The 17,306-nt window shown below is 63.2% G+C and carries 15 protein-coding genes and 1 pseudogene; 6 read left to right on the top strand and 10 right to left on the bottom strand.

The features are described 5' to 3' along the window. On the top strand, positions 1 to 1,035 hold a 1,035-nt coding region (locus F6X42_RS20655), incomplete at its 5' end, for a glycoside hydrolase family 24 protein (protein ID WP_187635989.1). A gap of 7 nt (positions 1,036 to 1,042) precedes the next feature. Continuing rightward, the gene (locus F6X42_RS20650) at positions 1,043 to 1,579 is read left to right on the top strand and encodes a hypothetical protein (RefSeq protein ID WP_246530160.1); all 537 of its coding nucleotides are present in this window, start codon (positions 1,043 to 1,045) and stop codon (positions 1,577 to 1,579) included. A gap of 458 nt (positions 1,580 to 2,037) precedes the next feature. On the opposite strand, the pseudogene F6X42_RS20645 reads toward F6X42_RS20650, so the two are convergent. From F6X42_RS20645 to F6X42_RS20610, 7 genes and pseudogenes are all read right to left on the bottom strand, one after another. Beyond that, positions 2,038 to 3,057 (bottom strand): annotated as a pseudogene (locus tag F6X42_RS20645) (IS30 family transposase); the annotation flags it as partial. A 501-nt stretch (positions 3,058 to 3,558) separates the two neighbouring features. Continuing rightward, positions 3,559 to 4,668, bottom strand: coding sequence for an ABC transporter ATP-binding protein (locus F6X42_RS20635; RefSeq protein WP_187635987.1), 1,110 nt, complete (start codon positions 4,666 to 4,668; stop codon positions 3,559 to 3,561). Positions 4,669 to 4,775: 107 nt separating this feature from the next. Next, on the bottom strand, positions 4,776 to 5,516 hold the full coding sequence (locus F6X42_RS20630) for an HAD family hydrolase (RefSeq protein WP_187635986.1): 741 nt from the start codon (positions 5,514 to 5,516) through the stop codon (positions 4,776 to 4,778). Then, a complete protein-coding gene (locus F6X42_RS20625; RefSeq protein WP_187635985.1) occupies positions 5,513 to 6,388 on the bottom strand; it encodes a carbohydrate ABC transporter permease in 876 nt (291 codons plus the stop codon). Before F6X42_RS20625 ends, F6X42_RS20630 begins: the two co-directional genes overlap by 4 nt. Next, a complete protein-coding gene (locus F6X42_RS20620) occupies positions 6,385 to 7,320 on the bottom strand; it encodes a carbohydrate ABC transporter permease (protein ID WP_187635984.1) in 936 nt (311 codons plus the stop codon). Before F6X42_RS20620 ends, F6X42_RS20625 begins: the two co-directional genes overlap by 4 nt. Before the next feature lie 208 nt (positions 7,321 to 7,528). Beyond that, positions 7,529 to 8,851 (bottom strand): ABC transporter substrate-binding protein, encoded by a 1,323-nt coding sequence (locus F6X42_RS20615; RefSeq protein ID WP_187635983.1) that lies wholly within the window; start codon positions 8,849 to 8,851, stop codon positions 7,529 to 7,531. 97 nt (positions 8,852 to 8,948) lie between these two features. Then, complete coding sequence (locus tag F6X42_RS20610) at positions 8,949 to 9,779, bottom strand: L-iditol 2-dehydrogenase (RefSeq protein ID WP_187635982.1); 831 nt, start codon at positions 9,777 to 9,779, stop codon at positions 8,949 to 8,951. A gap of 238 nt (positions 9,780 to 10,017) precedes the next feature. Here F6X42_RS20610 and F6X42_RS20605 point away from each other — a divergent pair, with 238 nt between their 5' ends. The 4 genes from F6X42_RS20605 to F6X42_RS20590 all read left to right on the top strand — a co-directional run bounded on the left by F6X42_RS20605 (position 10,018) and on the right by F6X42_RS20590 (position 13,303). Next, the gene (locus F6X42_RS20605) at positions 10,018 to 10,515 is read left to right on the top strand and encodes a Fur family transcriptional regulator (RefSeq protein ID WP_187635981.1); all 498 of its coding nucleotides are present in this window, start codon (positions 10,018 to 10,020) and stop codon (positions 10,513 to 10,515) included. Positions 10,516 to 10,609: 94 nt separating this feature from the next. Beyond that, a complete protein-coding gene (locus F6X42_RS20600) occupies positions 10,610 to 11,593 on the top strand; it encodes a metal ABC transporter solute-binding protein (RefSeq protein WP_187635980.1) in 984 nt (327 codons plus the stop codon). After that, positions 11,590 to 12,528 carry an ABC transporter ATP-binding protein gene (locus tag F6X42_RS20595; RefSeq protein ID WP_187635979.1) on the top strand — a complete coding sequence of 313 codons (939 nt, stop codon included), beginning with the start codon at positions 11,590 to 11,592 and terminating at the stop codon, positions 12,526 to 12,528. The genes F6X42_RS20600 and F6X42_RS20595 overlap by 4 nt, the downstream gene beginning before the upstream one ends. Beyond that, the gene (locus F6X42_RS20590; RefSeq protein ID WP_187635978.1) at positions 12,521 to 13,303 is read left to right on the top strand and encodes a metal ABC transporter permease; all 783 of its coding nucleotides are present in this window, start codon (positions 12,521 to 12,523) and stop codon (positions 13,301 to 13,303) included. The genes F6X42_RS20595 and F6X42_RS20590 overlap by 8 nt, the downstream gene beginning before the upstream one ends. 19 nt (positions 13,304 to 13,322) lie before the next feature. On the opposite strand, the gene fghA is transcribed toward F6X42_RS20590, so the two are convergent. The 3 genes from fghA to F6X42_RS20575 form a co-directional block, all read right to left on the bottom strand. Beyond that, on the bottom strand, positions 13,323 to 14,174 hold the full coding sequence (gene fghA, locus F6X42_RS20585) for an S-formylglutathione hydrolase (protein ID WP_187635977.1): 852 nt from the start codon (positions 14,172 to 14,174) through the stop codon (positions 13,323 to 13,325). A 15-nt stretch (positions 14,175 to 14,189) separates the two neighbouring features. Next, complete coding sequence (locus tag F6X42_RS20580) at positions 14,190 to 15,296, bottom strand: S-(hydroxymethyl)glutathione dehydrogenase/class III alcohol dehydrogenase (protein WP_187635976.1); 1,107 nt, start codon at positions 15,294 to 15,296, stop codon at positions 14,190 to 14,192. 159 nt (positions 15,297 to 15,455) lie between these two features. Then, complete coding sequence (locus F6X42_RS20575; protein WP_187635975.1) at positions 15,456 to 16,922, bottom strand: xylulokinase; 1,467 nt, start codon at positions 16,920 to 16,922, stop codon at positions 15,456 to 15,458. Between the last annotated feature and the right edge of the window lie 384 nt (positions 16,923 to 17,306).

The following is a 17,306-nucleotide window of genomic DNA, read 5'->3' as shown; positions in this document are numbered from 1 at the left end:
TGCCTGGCGGATGCCCATGATCCGGCGCATACGATTTTTGCGACCACCCGGAAGTGGGTGGATTATGCGAGCGGCGCCAATGTCGCGGACCTCGCTTCGCGTTCGAATCTCAGTCCGTTGATGCTCAGGGTGTATGACGCCCTGTTCACGAAAGGCGATGGGAAGCAGGCGGCTGATGAGCTTTGCACGTTGTCACAGACTGAGCGTGGCGGGTACCCGTGGCTGATGCAGGCGGCGTCGAGGCTGATCGTCAGGCACGAAAGCGAGTGGGCGAACCCGGGAAAATGGAAGCAGTTGATCGCCGAGCTGGAGAAGCAGACGGGACCCAGGCCGCAGCACGAGGAAGAGCAGAAGCGGATCGAGCGGCTCGTGTGGTGGGATGAGGTGGCGGCTAACGTCCCAAGCTTCCCCGGATCTGATATCTATCACATCAATCCGATTGCTCTGATTAGCAACTTCATGGGGGCAATTCGAGGCCGTCTGACGCTTGAGGAGGCGAGGACCCGTGCGTTTTTGAGGATGATTCGGGTCGGAGAGGGAACACAAACGCCTACCGGTTATGAGCGCCTATTCGGCGGGCAATCGTTTATCAGAGATTACGGGAAAGACTTCGATGATCATCCCCGGATTGTGATTACCAAAGCGAATAAAAAGACAGGTAAATCCTATAGCTCCAGTGCCGCAGGCGCCTATCAGGTTATGGGATATAACTGGGACGACCCAACCTATGTCGCATACCGAAAGCAATATGAAATTAACGATTTTTCGCCGATTTCCCAGGATAGATATTGCGTTATTCTTTTGAGGCATAAGCGTCACGCACTTAGTGACATCAAAAACGGTGATGTAAAGAAAGCAATATTTGCGGACCACTGCAATCTCGAATGGGCGAGTTTGCCGGGTGATCAATATGGGCAAGGTGGCGTGGGAATGGATACAGTAAATGCCAAATTCACAGAATATCTGAAAGACGAGCTGGCTGGAAAGAGTGATTTGGCTGTGCCGATCGGTGGCCTCGATGATTTGATTAAGTGAGGCAAAAATGAAAGCTATATTTCGAGCCTTGATGGTTTTTTTTGTCGGTGAATGCGCCTTTGTTCACGCAGCCGACAACAGGACGCTGCCGAATTTTTCGGACTATTCCGTTGATGTGTATCATGGTACTCTAAAGATTCCGAATTACTATAAAAAAGTGGATGGCGAGTGGCGTGATGATTGGGGAAAAATGGTCTCCCCGATTGGGATAAATTTTGCTGGTAAATATTATATCGGGACTCATAGTTGTGGTGGGGGTTGTAGATACTATACGCTTTCGAACTTGGTAAGCGGATCGGAATCAAACGCGCTCGATATGTTTTCGAATGATGAGAGGCGCTCTCAGAAAACTTCTGATGGACGAAATTATGTAACCAGTCTCGTTAGTCAACCCAATAGCAAGATGTTGGTCGCGCAATATCATATTGATCGAAGTGCAATCTCTGAGGAAGAGTGTCGGGAAAGAATTTTTTATCTTAGTGATGATGGCAAGGAAGTTAGGCCGATAACAAAAACCGTCAATTTTTGCGACGAGCGCCATTGAAATTTGACTGCGTGTGATCCCCTTTTTCATCGAAAAGATGCCTGCGCCGACGGGCTTAGTCTTATCTTGAATAACATTTGTTCTAACGTAGCAGACTGAGGGTCGACATGAAAGCAATATTGTTGATCTTGGCGACGGTCTCCGCAGCCTGTTTTGCATACGGTTCAGAGCCACTTGCATCTGTGGAGAGCCAAGACCTTGGGCCAATCCCACAGGTGATTCGCTCGACCATCGAATCAGACATCTCCTTTAGACCTTACGGGTCGCTGAATTGCAAGGTGCAAGGAAAAAAATTCCACTGTCATCGGATAGTTTGGTATCTACATGGTTTGTCACAACTAGTGAGGCTTGTGGATGGGGAGCGGCGCTAGGACCTATTTGGCTAGTGGAAAAGCCGTCAACAGGCAATCCTTCACTGATGCTTTCAACTGGTGGCTATAGGGCGGCCTCAAGAGCCAAGTGCAACGTTTAGCTAAACCGGCTTTCTCCAACTCTTTGGCCATTGCTTCCTCGGGGGAATCCCAGCCGAGCGTCTGACGAGGCCGCCCATTAACCAATTTGGCGATGTCGTTGAGCTGGGTTTGCGAGAGCATCGAAAGGTCCGTGCCCTTGGGCAGAAACTGACGCAGCAAGCCGTTGGTGTTCTCATTGCTGCCGCGCTGCCAGGGTGCATGCGGATCGGCAAACCAGATATCGATATTCAACCGCCTGGAGAGTTCGACGTGACAGGCCATTTCCGCTCCCCGGTCGTAGGTCAGGCTCTCTCGCAAAAAGGCCGGCACCTTCTTCATTTGCCGCGTGAAGCCTTCCAGTGCGTCCTTAGCAGTGCAGCCGTCCATGCGGCACAGGATCACGAAGCGCGTCTTGCGCTCGACCAGCGTGCCCACGGCAGAGCGATTGAATGCGCCCTTGATGAAGTCGCCTTCCCAGTGCCCCGGCAACAAGCGTTGGCCGATCTCCTCGGGCCGATACTGGATGCGCAAATCCTCGGGAACATAGCTGCCGCCGGCAAGTGTCGTGCGCCTGTTTCCGCGCGCGGGCTTTTCCTGGCGCAAGGCGGCGATCATGGCCGGTTTCAACGAGCCGCGCGCATAGGTGTAAATCGCAGCGTAGATCGTCTCGTGGCTAACGTGCTGGCTTGGGTCGTCCGGATACATGGCTCGCAGTTTGGCAGCGATTTGCCGCGGCGACCAGCGCCAGTAGACCAGGTGATCATGCACACGCCGATAAAGCGCGCTGCCTTCGGTCAATTTGCGCGGTCGCACGCAGCGCTGGCGACGCAGCCGATAGGCCGAGGCGGCCTGCGTCGCACAGTAGCGTGGCGTGTCCGCGCTGCGATTACGCTCCAGTTCACGCGACACGGTCGAAGCACTGCGCCCCAGCAGCCGCGCGAGAGTTCGTATGCTGCCACCCTTCCGATGTTCGATCATGATCGCCGCGCGTTCTTCCGCACTCAGATGCTTGTAGTTCTTCTTCATCGCAACACCCTATCTCATTCAAGGTGTTGCACTTGGAACTAGAGTCTAAGTAGTGTGTCGATTGCTGGGAAGTCACGCGGCGGTTTTGTTGGCATTGCCGTCATCTCTGGAACTGCTGAGGAGAGTGTTCGTAAGCGTTACTTTTTTGATGGTCGAAAGTATATGTCCGGCACTAAATAGACCACGCTGGCACACGGGCTTGCACAAGCGGATGCACGCCGGACATGATTAACGCGACGGTGGCCGACATAGACCGGTTCAAGAGCGACCCTGCTGGAAATCTTGACTCAGCCTTCGAGGAGGAATTTGGCTACCAGTGCGATCCGACGGCGTGGAAGCAGACCAATGAGGCGGAGCCCGCGCTTCCTCGCACCGGACGACTCCCCGCCGTCCGGTAGATTTTCCGTTCTTTCATTTCACCTTGCAATGCAAAGCGCCTAACGCCCTCCAGGGACAGCGCCTTGCGGGCGCCGCCTGCTTACGCAATGCGTCATCGTGCGATCAAGCCGCCAGCACCTCGACGATCTTGCGCTGGAACGCCTTGCCTTCGCTGTCAAACAGATGGCAATGCTCAGGCGTCCCGCCGAGCTTCTGCACGTTACCCTTCGCATGCCGTTCGAGCGGCGGAATCCGCGCGATCAGGCCATCGGGCGCGACGCTCGACTCCGCGTACAGATACGCGGCATCGCCGAGCGATTCGACCGTCATCGTGCGCGCCTCGATACCGTCCTCGGTCGTGCTGACGTGCAGATGCTCGGGGCGGATGCCGACCGTCACCTTGTCGCCCTGCTTCGCCGCGCCCGGCTCGACCGATACGCGCTGCGTCTCGCCGGTCTCATAACGCACCGTGACGCCGTCGTGCGACACCGACTGCACGACGCCTTCCATGAAGTTCATCTTCGGCGAGCCGATGAAGCCGGCGACGAAGCGATTCGCCGGCGCGTGATACAGCATCGTCGGGCTGCCGACCTGCTCCAGATTGCCCGCCGACAGCACGACGATCTTGTCGGCCAAAGTCATCGCCTCGACCTGGTCGTGCGTCACGTAGATCATCGTCGTCTTCAGCTCGTCGTGCAGGCGCGCGAACTCGAGGCGCATCTTCACGCGCAGCGCGGCGTCGAGATTCGACAGCGGCTCGTCGAATAGAAACACCTTCGGCTTGCGCGTGATCGCGCGGCCGATCGCGACGCGCTGACGCTGGCCGCCGGACAGCTGCTTCGGCTTGCGATCGAGCAGATGGTCGATGTGCAGGATCTTCGCCGCGTTGCGCACGGCTGAGTCGATCTCCGGCTTCTTCGCGCCGGCAAGCTTCAGGCCGAACGCCATGTTGTCGTACAGCGTCATGTGCGGATACAGCGCGTACGACTGGAACACCATCGCGATGCCGCGCTTGGCCGGCGGCACGTCGTTCATGCGCGCGGCGTCGATGTTCAGATCGCCGCCCGTGATGTCCTCCAGGCCCGCGATCATCCGCATCAGGGTCGATTTGCCGCAACCGCTCGGCCCGACGAACACGACGAATTCGCCATCCGCGATGTCGAGATTGATGTCGCGCATCACTTCAGTGTCGTCGTAGGCCTTTCTGATGTTGCGCAAGGTTACGCTTGCCATGATGTGTCTCCTTGTAATGCTGTTCGATGCGGTTCGATGCGGTTCGATGCTGTTCGTGACTTCGTGCTGCTATCTGATGCCGTGTCGTAGGGTGCGCGTCCGTGCGCTTAGGGCGCCGCGGCCGCCGCGGCCGTCGCGGCCGTCGCGGCCGTCGCGGACAGCGTCCATTGCGCGACCAGTTCGGGCAACTGACTCATATCGTCGAACACATGGCGCGCGCCCGCCGCATGCAGACGATCGATCTGCGCGTCGCTCGCATGACCGCCACCGATAAAGCCTAGCACCGCCATGCCCGCCGCCGCGGCCGCCGTGACGCCGGTCACGCTGTCCTCGACGACGAGGCACGCGCCGGGCGCGAGGCCGAAGCCTTGCGCCGCCGCCAGATACACGTCCGGCGCGGGCTTCGGACTCGGCACCGCGTCGGCGCAGAATAGCCGCTCGCCGAAAAAACGCTTCAGGCCCGTGCGCGCCAGCACTGCCTCGACGTACGGCCGGAAGCTATTGCTCGCGCAGCCTTTGACGAGCGGCACCTGGGTCAACGCGATCTCGATGCCGTCGACCGCGGGCGCCTCGATCGCGGCCGCTTCGACCGTGCGGCGGATCGCGTCGATATCGTCGGCGCCGAGCTGTCTGCCGAGCTGCGTCGTGGTGTCCTGCAGCACGCGCTCGATGCGCAGCCCGAGCAGCGGCAGCACGACCGGCGCAACGTCGATGCCGGGCCAGCGCGCCTCGAGTTCGCGCACCAGCATGCGCGCGGCCACCGCTTCGCTGTCGATCAGCACGCCGTCGCAATCGCAGATCAACGCATATCGCGCGATGCCCGGGCCTGCCGTCGACTCTGCCGTCATTTGACCGCCCCGAACGTGAGGCCGCGCACCAGTTGCTTCTGCGACAGCCAGCCGACGATCAGGATCGGCGCGACCGCCAGCAACGAAGCGGCCGACAACTTGGCCCAGAACAAACCTTCAGGACTCGAATACGACGCGATGAACACGGTCAGCGGCGCCGCGCTCGAGCTCGACAGGTTGATGCTCCAGAACGCCTCGTTCCACGACAGGATCACGAGCAACAGCGCGGTCGACGCGAGCCCGGGCAGCGCCATCGGCATCAGCAGATAGACGATCTCCTGCCACGTCGCAGCGCCGTCGATGCGCCCGGCTTCGAGAATGTCGCGCGGAATTTCAGCGAAGTACGTGAACGCCATCCAGACCGCGATCGGCAGATTGATCAGCGTGTACACGATGATCAGGCCCGACACGGTATCCAGAAGGCCACTGTTTTTCCATAGCAGATAGATCGGCACCAGCACGCCGACCGACGGCATCATCTTCGTCGACAGCATCCACAGCAGCACTTTCTGCGTGCGGCGCGTCGGGAAGAACGCCATCGCGTACGCGCACGGCACCGCGAGGATCAGGCACAGCAGCGTGACGCCGACCGAGATCAGTATCGAGTTCCACGCGAACGCGAAGTAGTTGCTGCGGGCGAACACCTCGCGGAAGCTGTCGAGCGTCGGCACGAAAAACAGCGACGACGCATACGCCTGCTGCTCGGTCTTGAACGCGGTGATCGTCATCCAGAAGATCGGGAAGAACAGCAGCAGCGCGACGAGCCACGCGATCACGCCGGGAATGCCGCGACGAATCGTGTCGAACGGCGACTTGGTTGGCACCGCGACCGGCTGCGTCGTCGATGCCGTAGTAGAGGCAACGTGGCTCATTTTTCGTACTCCCCTTTCAGGTTCTTCGCGAGCATCCGCACGAGGAAGATCGACACGATATTGGCCAGCACGACCGCGAGAATACCCCCCGCCGAGGCGAGACCGACGTCGAACTGTTGCAGGCCCAGCGCGAAGATCAGGTACGACAGCGTGGTGGTCGCGTTGCCCGGGCCGCCGCCCGTGGTCGTATAGATCTCGGCGAAGATCGACAGCAGGAAAATCGTCTCCATCATCACGACGACCGCGATCGCGCGTCGCAGGTGCGGCAGCGTGATATAGAAGAACATCGAGAACGGACCGGCGCCGTCGATCTTCGCGGCTTCCTTCTGCTCCTGGTCGAGCGACTGGATCGACGTGAACAGGATCAGGAACGCGAACGGCAGCCACTGCCACGCGACGATCATGATCACCGCGGTGAGCGGATAGTCGGCGAACCAGTCGATCGGCTGCATGCCGATCGCCCGCATGCCCTGCGCGACGAGGCCGTACACCGGGTGCAGGATCATGTTCTTCCAGATCAGCGCGCTGACGGTCGGCATCACGAAGAACGGGCCGATCGCGAGCAGGCGGGCCACACCCTGCCCGTAGAACTTGCGGTCGAACAGGATCGCCATCAGCACGCCGCCGACCACAGTGATCACGAGCACCCACACGATCAGCTCGATCGTATGCGCGATCGACGGACCGAACGACGGATCGGTCGCGAGATAGCGGTAGTTGTCGAAGCCGGCGAAACCGCGCAGATCGGGATTGAGCAGGTTGTAGTGCGAGAACGAAAACCAGATCGTCATCGCGAGCGGAATAACCATCCACAGCACGAGCACGCCGACCGACGGCGCCACGAGCCAGCGGGCCGAACTGGCCTTACGCTCCTCGCGTTCTTTTTCTGTCTTGGGATGGGTTTGCATCAGAGGTAGGCGCAAAGGACGCATGATGGACCACCTGTTCGATAATGCGCGGAGGTTCGCCTGCACACCGCATGCGTGCGATGCGACCTGCCGTGCTGAATGACGCACGGCGTGCCGCATCGCATGCGGCGCGGGCGAACGGCCGCCCTGCTGCATGAGCCGCATCGGTCGATGCGGCGGGCCTGCCGGGTTACTGCTGCGCGGTTACTTCTGCGCGGTTACTTCTGCGCAGTTACTTCTGATAACCCGCCTGCTTGACCGCGCGATCCGCGGCCGCGTTGCCGGCCGCAAGCGCCTGGTCGACCGTCATCTGACCGGCGATCGCGCCGGAGATGCTCTGCCCGACCACGGTGCCGAACGACTGGAACTCAGGAATTCCGACGAACTGCACGCCGGTGTACGGGACCGGCTTCGAGGTCGGATGATCCGGGTCGGCGGTCTGGATCGCCTTCAGCACGAAGTCGCCGAACGGCGCGGCCTGCTTGTACTCGGGGCGCGAATAGGTGGACTGGCGCGTGCCCGGCGGCACCGAGGCCCAGCCCTCATCCTTCGCGACCATTTCGATGTAATCCTTCGACGTCGCCCACTCGATGAACTTCTTCGCCGAATCTTGCTGCTTCGACGACTTCGGAATCGCGAGCGCCCAGGCCCACAGCCAATGCGAGCCCTTCGGCGTGACCGCGGTCGGCGCGGCCGCGAAGCCGACCTTGTCGGCGATCTGCGACTGCTGCTTGTTGTACAGCATGCCGGCCGCGACCGTCGCGTCGATCCACATCGCGCACTTGCCCGACGACATCAGCGTCAGGTTTTCGTTGAAACCGTTCGAGCTTGCTCCCGGAGGGCCGTCCTTCTTCAGCAGATCGACGTAGAAGGTCATCGCCTTCTTCCATTCCGGCGACGTCAGCTGCGCGTTCCACTTCTCGTCGAACCAGCGGCCGCCGAACGTGTTCACGACCGTCGTGCCGTACGCCATGTTCTCGCCCCAGCCCGCCTTGCCGCGCAGGCAGATGCCGTACTGCTCCTTGGACTTGTCGGTGAGCTTGTCGGCGAATTGGGCGATCTGGTCGTAGGTCGGCTGGTCGGGCATCTTCAGGCCGGCCTTGTCGAACAGATCCTTGCGGTAATAGGTCATCGAGCTTTCGACGTAGAACGGCAGCGCGTACAACTGGCCGTTCGCGGACAGGCCGTCGCGGGCCGTCTTCACGACGTCGTTGAGGTCATAGCTCGCCGGCAGGTTCGTGATCGGGGCGAGCCAGCCGCGCTTGCCCCATTGCGGGGTTTCATATGCGCCGATCGTCATCACGTCGAACTGGCCGCTGCCGGTCGTGATGTCGGTCGTCGCGCGCTGACGCAGCACGTTTTCCTCGAGGATCACCCAGTTCAGCTTGATGTCGGGATTCGCTTTTTCGAACGCGGGCGACAGCTTCTTCAGCTCGATCATGTCCGGATTGTTCAGCGTCGCGATCGTCACCGTCGCCGCCGATGCGCTCAGCGCGAAGCAGGTGGCCGCGCCGGCACCGGCCGCCTTCAGCGCGAATTTGATAGCTGGTTTCATCGTTGTCTCCTTTCTCGTACGTTATGTGATGCTGCGTTCGTTTGACGGAATGACGCGCCGCTCAGAGCAGTCAACGTGCCCGCTCCCTGCTCTTTATTCAGCTCATCCAGTTGCCGCCGTCGACGTTCAGCGTCTGCGCGGTGATGTAGTCGGCATCGGCAGACGCGAGGAACAACGCGGCGCCGGTCAGGTCGTCGGGCACACCCATGCGGCCCAGCGGCACCGCCTCGCCGACGAGGCGCTTCTTCTCGCCGAGCGGGCGGTTCTCGTAGCGCGCGAACAGCGCGTCGACCTCGTTCCACATCGGCGTGTCGACGACGCCCGGCGCGATGCCGTTCACGTTGATCTTATGCGGCGCGAGCGCGAGCGCTGCGGACTGCGTATAGCTCAACACCGCCGCTTTGGTCGCACAGTAATGCGAAACGAGCGCCTCGCCGCGCCGCCCGGCCTGCGACGACATGTTGATGATCTTGCCGCCGCGGCCTTGCTCGACCATCTGCCGCGCGACCGCCTGCATCAGGAAGAACATGCCTTTTACGTTGACCGCGAACAGGCGGTCGAACACGTCCCAGGATTCGTCGAGGAGCGGGCGCATGTCGAACAGCGCCGCGTTGTTGAAGAGGATGTCGATCTGGCCGAAGCAGTCGAGCGTGCTCGTGACGATGCGCTCGATGTCGTCGCGGCGCCGGACGTCGGCGCTGATGCTCGACACGCGCTCGCCGTAGACGCCGCGCAGCGCGCCGCCGATGTCGTCGGTCGGCTTCACGTCGACCAGCACGCAGCGCGCGCCTTCGTCGAGATAGCGCCGTGCCACTGCTTCACCGATACCGCTGGCCGCGCCCGTCAGAATGGCGACCTTGTCCTGCAATCGTGCCACTGCCTGTCTCCGGTTCGTTTTTGCTTTCTGGCGCAGTGAGCGAACGCTCATTGCGCGAACAATTGCTCGGCTGGTGATCGAATGATCGGATACGGACAGGGTCATGTCAAGGCACCCGGACGAATTTCGATGGTGCAGCGCGGCAGGAGCAATCGCATGGCGACAAGGGTCGCCACGACGCGTTCGATGCCTGTCGCCAAATATGCGCCACTGACAAAAAATCGCGATACGTTATATCATTTCGACCTCGCTGCCCCGCTCGGACCACCCCGTCAGGAGATTCACGCCGATGACTACCTCGCTCGCCGAACAGCACGCCATGCGGCTCGCGCACGCGGACGCGCACGCCGCGTCGCAGGGGCTCGCGCTGACGCCGTTGCGCCGCCAGGTGTATGCGGCTGTCGTCGCGAGCGAGCGGCCGGTCGGCGCGTATGAGTTGCTCGATGCGCTCGCGCCCGAGCGCGGCCGCATGCCGCCGACCACCGTCTATCGCGCGCTCGACTTCCTGGTCGCGCACGGCTTCGTGCACCGGATCGAATCGAAAAACGCGTTCGTCGCCTGCTGCGAAATCGGCGTGCCGCATCGTAGCCAGTTCCTGATGTGCGACGGCTGCGGCGCGACCGTCGAGATTCCCGGCGACGAACTCGCCGACCGGCTGTCGCACAGCGCGCCCGCGCATGGCTTCGAGGTGCATCGTCAGGTGATCGAGCTGAGCGGCCTGTGCGCGCCATGTGCGCGCGCGGCGAAGCCTGGCGGCGCCAGCGGCGCAGCAGGCACGTCGTCGTGATCATCAGATGCGCGGCGCCGCGCCGAGCGCAACGCCCGATCCGCAATCGCCACCGCAACTGGCTCATTCAAACACTCACGCACCAGGAATCACGATGAAAACAATCGGCTCGCTGTTCTCCGCAGCTCGACGTTCGCTGAAGCTATCGACGTTTGTGCGCACGCATCTGTGCACCTGTCTGCTCGCGGTCGCGGCGCTCGGCTTCGGCCACGGCGCGTTCGCCGCCGACGCGAAGATTCCGGTCGTCGCCGCGGAGAACTTCTATGGCGACGCGGTCCGGCAGCTCGGCGGCGATCGCGTCGACGTGACCAGCATCCTCAGCAACCCGAACCAGGACCCGCATCTGTTCGAAGCGAGCCCGGCCACCGCGCGCGCGTTGCAGCACGCGAGCCTCGTCGTCTACAACGGCGCCGACTACGATCCGTGGATGGCGAAGCTGCTGGCCGCGTCGACAGGCGCGCAGCGCACCGTGATCGTCGCGGCCGACCTCGTCGGCAGGAAAGGCGGCGACAATCCGCACCTGTGGTACGACCCGACGACGATGCCGAAAGTCGCGCGTGCGGTGTGCGACGCGCTCAGCGCTGCTGACCCGGCGCACAAGTCGGCGTACGATGCGAACCTCGCGAAGTTTCTCGATTCGCTGAAGCCGATCGACGCGAAGCTCGCCGAGCTGCACGGCCGCTATGCGGGCCTGCCGGTCACGGCGACCGAGCCGGTGTTCGGCTATATGTCGGACGCGATTGGCCTCGCCATGCGCAACCAGCGCTTCCAGCTCGCCACGATGAACGACACCGAAGCGAGCGCGGCCGATATCGCCGCGTTCGAACGCGATCTGCGCGAGCGGCGCGTGCGCGTGCTGATTTACAACAGCCAGGCCACCGAGGCGCTGACCCGACGCATGCTGACGCTCGCGCAACAATCGAAAGTACCGACGATGAGCGTCACCGAAACCCTGCCGCCCGGCAAGACTTATCAGACCTGGATGCTGACGCAACTCGATGCGCTGCAAAAAGCGCTGGCGGCGGGTGACACGAGCGGCTCGAATAGCGCGACGAACGCGAAAGGAAAGACTCCATGATTCCGACTGGCCGTTCTGCGCCGGCAGGCTCACCCAGCGCGCGCGGCGACACGCCCGTGCTCGAGCTCGACAACGTGACGCTCGATCTCGGCGGCCGCACGATCCTGCGCGACACCAGCTTCGTCGTGAACCAGGGCGAGTTCATCGGCGTGCTGGGACCGAACGGCGCGGGCAAGACGACGCTGATGCGCGCGGTGCTCGGTCTCCTGCCGGCCGCGGGCGGCGTGATGCGCGTGCTCGGGCAGACGATCGAGCGCGGCAACGCATCGATTGGCTATATGCCGCAGACGCGCAGCGCGCTCGCCGGCCGCCGCGTGCGCGGACGTGATTTCGTCGCGATGGCCGCCGATGGTCATCGCTGGGGTCTGCCGCACGCGGATGCGAAAACACGCGCGGACGTCGACCGCGTGCTGGAGCTCGTCGGCGGTACGAATCTCGCGAAGCGGCCGCTGTCGGAGCTTTCGGGCGGCGAACGGCAGCGGCTGCTGCTCGCGCAGTGCCTGCTCGGTAATCCGCGGCTGCTGCTGCTCGATGAACCGTTGATCAGCCTCGATCCGCATCATCAGAAGAGCGTCGTCGAACTCGTGCGGCGCGTGCAACAGGAGCTCGGCATCGCGGTGCTGTTCTCCGCGCACGAACTGAATCCGCTGCTGAACTCGATCGACCGCGTGCTGTATCTCGGCAGCGGCGTCGCGGCGCTAGGCACGGTCGACGAAGTGATCACGCGGCCAGTGCTATCGCGTCTGTATGGCTCGCCGATCGACGTAATGCGCGTGAACGGCCGCATCTTCGTGATGTCGGGCGGCGTCGAAGTAGAGAAGCACGATCACGAGCACGAACACGACGAGGACGGCGGACATACGCATTCGCACAGCCACTCACACAGTCACCCAAACCCGCACGACTTACGCGACGGACACACGCACGATGTTTGAATACGATTTCATGGTGAACGCATTCGCGGCGTCGGGGATCGTCGCGGTGCTGGCTGGCGTGGTTGGCTATTTTCTGGTGATGCGCGGACAGACGTTCGCCGGTCACGCGCTGTCGCATGTCGGCTTCACGGGCGCGACCGGCGCGGTGCTGGTCGGCATCTCGCCGATTTGGGGGATGATCGGCTTCACGCTCGCGGCCGGTGTCGGCATGGGCGCGCTCGGCGAGCGGCTCGCCGGGCGCGACGTCGCGATCGGCGTGATCCTGTCGTTGTCGCTCGGCTTCGGGCTGCTGTTTCTGCACTTCTTCACCGCGTACGCGACGCAGGTCACGGCGCTGCTGTTCGGCAACGTGCTCGGCGTGAATGCATCGACGCTCGGCGTGCTTGCGGCGTTGGGCGTCGTCAGTCTGGTGGCGCTCGCGGCGATCATGCGGCCGCTGCTGTTCGCGTCGCTGCAACCGGAGCTGGCCGAAGCGAAGGGCGTGTCGCTGCGCCGCGTGTCGGTGCTGTTTCTCGCGATCGCCGCGCTGGCTGTCGCCGCTTGCACGCAGATCGTCGGCGTGCTGCTCGTGTTCACGCTGATGGTCGGCCCGGCCGCGGCCGCGCAGAACCTGAGCACGCGGCTGTCCACCGGTCTCGTGCTCGCGGCCGTGTTCGCGCTCGCGCAGGCGTGGCTCGGGCTGACGCTCGCGTTCCACACCGATTGGCCGACGAGTTTCTGGATCACCGTGCTGTCGGCAGTGGTATATGGCGGGAGTCTGCTGAAGCGGCACTGAGCGGCGCTACACGACGTCTTCAGCCGAGCAATACCTTCGCGTGATGCGCGAGATGATCGTCGATGAACGTCGAGATGAAGTAGTAGCCGTGGTCGTAGCCCGCGTGCCGGCGCAACGTCAGCGGCTGACCCGCGGCCTTGCACGCCGCTTCGAACACGTCAGGATTGAGCTGCGTGGGCAGAAACTGATCCGCGAGCCCCTGATCGACGAGAATCCCTTCCGCGAATTTCCGCGTTGCGTGCGCGACCAGCTCGCTCGCGTCGTACTGCTTCCACGCTTCACGGTTGTCGCCGAGATAACCGCTGAACGCCTTCTCGCCCCACGGACAACGCATCGGCGCCGCAATCGGCGCGAACGCCGACACCGACCGATAGATGTCCGGATTGCGCAGCGCGAGCATCAGCGCGCCGTGGCCGCCCATCGAATGACCGAAGATGCCGAGGCGCTCGCCATCGAGCGGCAGGTTCGCAAGCGCCGTTTCGCGTAGCTCGTCGCGCACGTACGAGTCCATGCGGTAGTTCCGCGCCCAAGGCTCCTCGGTCGCGTCGACATAAAAACTCGCGCCGACGCCGAAGTACCATGCATCGCTTTCGCCCGATACGCCCGCGCCGCGCGGGCTCGTATCCGGCGCGATCAACGCGATGCCGTGCTGGGCCGCGAAGCGCTGCGCGCCGGCCTTGATCGCGAAGGTCTCTTCGGTGCAAGTCAACCCCGCGAGATAGAACAGCGCGGGCACCTTCGCATTACGCTGCAACGCCTGCGGCGGCAGATAGATCGAGAAGCGCATCGGCAGACCGATCGTGCGCGACGCGTGCCGGTAAAAGCGCTGCTCGCCGCCGTGACAGGCGTGCGACGATAGTAGTTCGAGCATCGCGACGCTCCTCTGTTAGTACAGCACGACCGAGCGGATCGACTCGCCCTTCTTCATCAGCTCGAAGCCCTCGTTGATGCGCTCGAGCGGCAGACGGTGCGTGATCAGATCGTCGATATTGATCTTGCCTTCCATGTACCAGTCGACGATCTTCGGCACATCGGTGCGGCCGCGCGCGCCGCCGAACGCCGAGCCCTTCCACTCGCGGCCCGTCACGAGCTGGAACGGCCGCGTGCTGATCTCTTCGCCCGCCGCCGCGACGCCGATGATGAACGACTGGCCCCAGCCCTTGTGCGTGCATTCGAGCGCCTGGCGCATCACCTTGGTGTTGCCGATGCATTCGAACGAATAGTCCGCGCCGCCGTCGGTGAGTTGCACGATGTGATCGACGACGTTCTCCACGTCATTCGGGTTGATGAAGTGCGTCATGCCGAACTTCTTCGCGAGTTCGACACGGCCCGGGTTGAGATCGACGCCGATGATCTTGTCCGCGCCAACCATCTTCGCGCCCTGGATCACGTTCAGCCCGATGCCGCCGAGACCGAACACCACCACGTTCGCCCCCGCCTCGACCTTCGCCGAATAAACGACAGCGCCGACGCCCGTCGTCACACCACAGCCGATGTAGCAGATCTTGTCGAACGGCGCGTCTTCACGCACCTTTGCGACCGCGATTTCCGGCACGACGATGTAGTTCGAGAACGTAGACGTGCCCATGTAGTGAAACAGCGGCTTGCCGGCCAGCGAGAAACGCGAGGTCGCGTCGGGCATCAGCCCCTTGCCTTGCGTCGAGCGAATCGCCTGACACAGGTTGGTCTTGCGCGACAGGCAGAACTTGCACTGGCGGCATTCGGGCGTGTAAAGCGGAATCACGTGATCGCCCTTCTTCAGCGTGCCGACGCCCGGCCCGACATCGACGATCACGCCCGCGCCTTCGTGGCCGAGAATCGCCGGGAAGATGCCTTCGGGGTCGGCGCCCGACAGCGTGTAGTAGTCGGTGTGGCAGATGCCCGTCGCCTTCACTTCGATCAGGACTTCACCGGCGCGCGGACCTTCGAGATCGACTTCCTCGATCGTCAACGGCGCGCCGGCTTTCCATGCGATTGCTGCTTTGGTCTTCATCGTCAATGCTCCTATGAGTCCGTGAATGCGTGAATGCGTGAATGCGAAAAAGGCGTCGCGTGCCCGAAGATGGCGTGGCGCGCGAAAAGCGACATGGTATTGCAAAGTGCGGGACGGCAGCGTTGCCGATGGCTGCGCGCAGCGCCGCGTCCGCCGCTGCTACTTCGCTTCGCGCGGCGCGCTAGCACCGAACCACGGCTCGACCCGCTGATACAGATCGACGAAGCGCGCATAGCGTTCCGCAAGCGCCGCATCGCCTCGCGGACCGGCGACGCGCGTCGCGCCCGGCGCGAGCGCGCCGAGATCGCGCGCGTGCCAGTGGCCGCACGCGAGACCGCCGAGGATCGCCGCGCCGCGCGGCGCCGCGTTCGGACAATCGACCGCGTGCAGCTCGACGTCCAGCGCATCGGCGAGCAGTTGTCGCCAGCGCGCATCGACGGAGCCACCACCCGCGAGCTTGAGCGCCGTCACCGGCGCGCCGCTCGCGCGAATCGCGTCGAGCCCCGCGCGCAGCGAGAACGCGACGCCCTCGAACGCCGCACGCATCATCGCGCCGCGCGTATGCTCGAGCGACAGGCCGAGCCAGCCGCCGCGCGCCTGCGGGTTCAGCCACGGCGTGCGCTCGCCGGTCAGGTATGGCAGGAAGCTAAGCGTTGATGTGGCATCAGCAGCGGCATCAGCGCTGACATCGGCCGTATCGCCGAATGCCTCGCGGTAAGCCTGCGCCCACTCGTACGACAGCCACCCGCGCACCCGCTCGAGCGCGATGCCGACGTTCTGCATCGCCGCCATCCGATACCAGTGATGGCTCGCCGCGCGATAGCGATGCAAGCCCTTCAGCGGCGCGGGCTCGTCGTTCGCGAGCACGACGATCTGTCCGCCGGTGCCGGTCGTCAGCAGCGCGTCGCCGTCACGCGCGAGTCCGCTGCCGAGCGCCGCGCACGGCGTGTCCGCGGCGCCGGTCGCGAGCGCGATACCCGGCCGTAGGCCGAGTGCCTGCGCGGCCTGTGGCGACAGCGCGCCCGACGCCGCAGACGACGGCGCCAGAGGCGCGAACCACTCGCGCGGAATCTCGAGGCGTTCCAGCAGCGCCGCGTCCCACGCGCCGGCGGGATCGGCGAGCGCGGTCGCGCACGCATCGGACGCATCGGTCACGCACGCGCCGCCGAGCGCGACGCGCAGCCAGTCCTTCGGCTGCAGCGCCCAGCGCGTGCGGCGCGCGGCTTCCGGCTCATGCAACACCAGCCAGCGCAGCAGCGGACCGGCCATGCCGGGCGCGACCGGATTCGGTTGCGGCTCGGGCCATTGATCGAGCACGGCGAGCGCGCGCGAGTCGGGCCACAGCATCGCGCGCCGCACCGCCGCGCGGTTTGCATCGAGCAATACGACGCCGTGCATCTGGCCGGACAAGCCGATCGCGCGCACGCCGTCACGCAGTTCGCGCGGCAGGCTCGCCATCGCATGGACGAGCGCGTTCCACCAGGTCTCGACGTCGATTTCTGCCCAACCCGCGTGCGGCGTAACGAGCGCGTAAGCGACGCTCGACACCGCCTGTTCGCGTCCATGTTCGTCGACGATTGCGGCTTTCAGGGAGCCGGTGCCGAGGTCGATGCCAAGAAAACTCATGAGCGCAAGGACGTTGAAATGAGGATGAGAAATGAACCAGCAAAGCTGGCGGCGACACCGCGAAGGTTCGGCGAACGGATCGGACAACACGCGAGGAAAAGCCCCTTCGCGGGTTAACCCCCTCATGCGGCGAGCGTCGTCAAAACAGGACTATGCGCGAAGCGTGATACACGTCATCGATTCTCACACATATCCCCGCCGGCGACGAAGCCCCGCCGCGCACACGACGTACCGCCCGCAATCGCCGCCGCATAGGGCTCGCCGTCGGTCCGCAGCCGATCCGCCCCACGCGTGGCTTTAATTTGCCTTTCAAACGACGCCTGTGCATATCGTCGCCGGGAATGCCGGAATAGCCACGTATGGTCTTGTTGCGACTTTTCGTCC

Origin of the sequence: Paraburkholderia podalyriae, from assembly GCF_014397785.1 — a bacterium.
GTDB lineage: Bacteria > Pseudomonadota > Gammaproteobacteria > Burkholderiales > Burkholderiaceae > Paraburkholderia > Paraburkholderia podalyriae.
Note: the sequence above shows the minus strand (reverse complement) of the source record. Positions and strands in the feature narration are given on the sequence as shown.

Bases quoted from the DNA above. Each gene is read 5' to 3' on its own strand.
- F6X42_RS20650 (WP_246530160.1), top strand. From the start codon at position 1,043: ATGAAAGCTATATTTCGAGCCTTGATGGTTTTTTTTGTCGGTGAATGC.
- F6X42_RS20635 (WP_187635987.1), bottom strand. From the start codon at position 4,668: ATGGCAAGCGTAACCTTGCGCAACATCAGAAAGGCCTACGACGACACT.
- F6X42_RS20630 (WP_187635986.1), bottom strand. From the start codon at position 5,516: ATGACGGCAGAGTCGACGGCAGGCCCGGGCATCGCGCGATATGCGTTG.
- F6X42_RS20625 (WP_187635985.1), bottom strand. From the start codon at position 6,388: ATGAGCCACGTTGCCTCTACTACGGCATCGACGACGCAGCCGGTCGCG.
- F6X42_RS20620 (WP_187635984.1), bottom strand. From the start codon at position 7,320: ATGCGTCCTTTGCGCCTACCTCTGATGCAAACCCATCCCAAGACAGAA.
- F6X42_RS20615 (WP_187635983.1), bottom strand. From the start codon at position 8,851: ATGAAACCAGCTATCAAATTCGCGCTGAAGGCGGCCGGTGCCGGCGCG.
- F6X42_RS20610 (WP_187635982.1), bottom strand. From the start codon at position 9,779: ATGAGCGTTCGCTCACTGCGCCAGAAAGCAAAAACGAACCGGAGACAG.
- F6X42_RS20605 (WP_187635981.1), top strand. From the start codon at position 10,018: ATGACTACCTCGCTCGCCGAACAGCACGCCATGCGGCTCGCGCACGCG.
- F6X42_RS20600 (WP_187635980.1), top strand. From the start codon at position 10,610: ATGAAAACAATCGGCTCGCTGTTCTCCGCAGCTCGACGTTCGCTGAAG.
- F6X42_RS20595 (WP_187635979.1), top strand. From the start codon at position 11,590: ATGATTCCGACTGGCCGTTCTGCGCCGGCAGGCTCACCCAGCGCGCGC.
- F6X42_RS20590 (WP_187635978.1), top strand. From the start codon at position 12,521: ATGTTTGAATACGATTTCATGGTGAACGCATTCGCGGCGTCGGGGATC.
- fghA (WP_187635977.1), bottom strand. From the start codon at position 14,174: ATGCTCGAACTACTATCGTCGCACGCCTGTCACGGCGGCGAGCAGCGC.
- F6X42_RS20580 (WP_187635976.1), bottom strand. From the start codon at position 15,296: ATGAAGACCAAAGCAGCAATCGCATGGAAAGCCGGCGCGCCGTTGACG.
- F6X42_RS20575 (WP_187635975.1), bottom strand. From the start codon at position 16,922: ATGAGTTTTCTTGGCATCGACCTCGGCACCGGCTCCCTGAAAGCCGCA.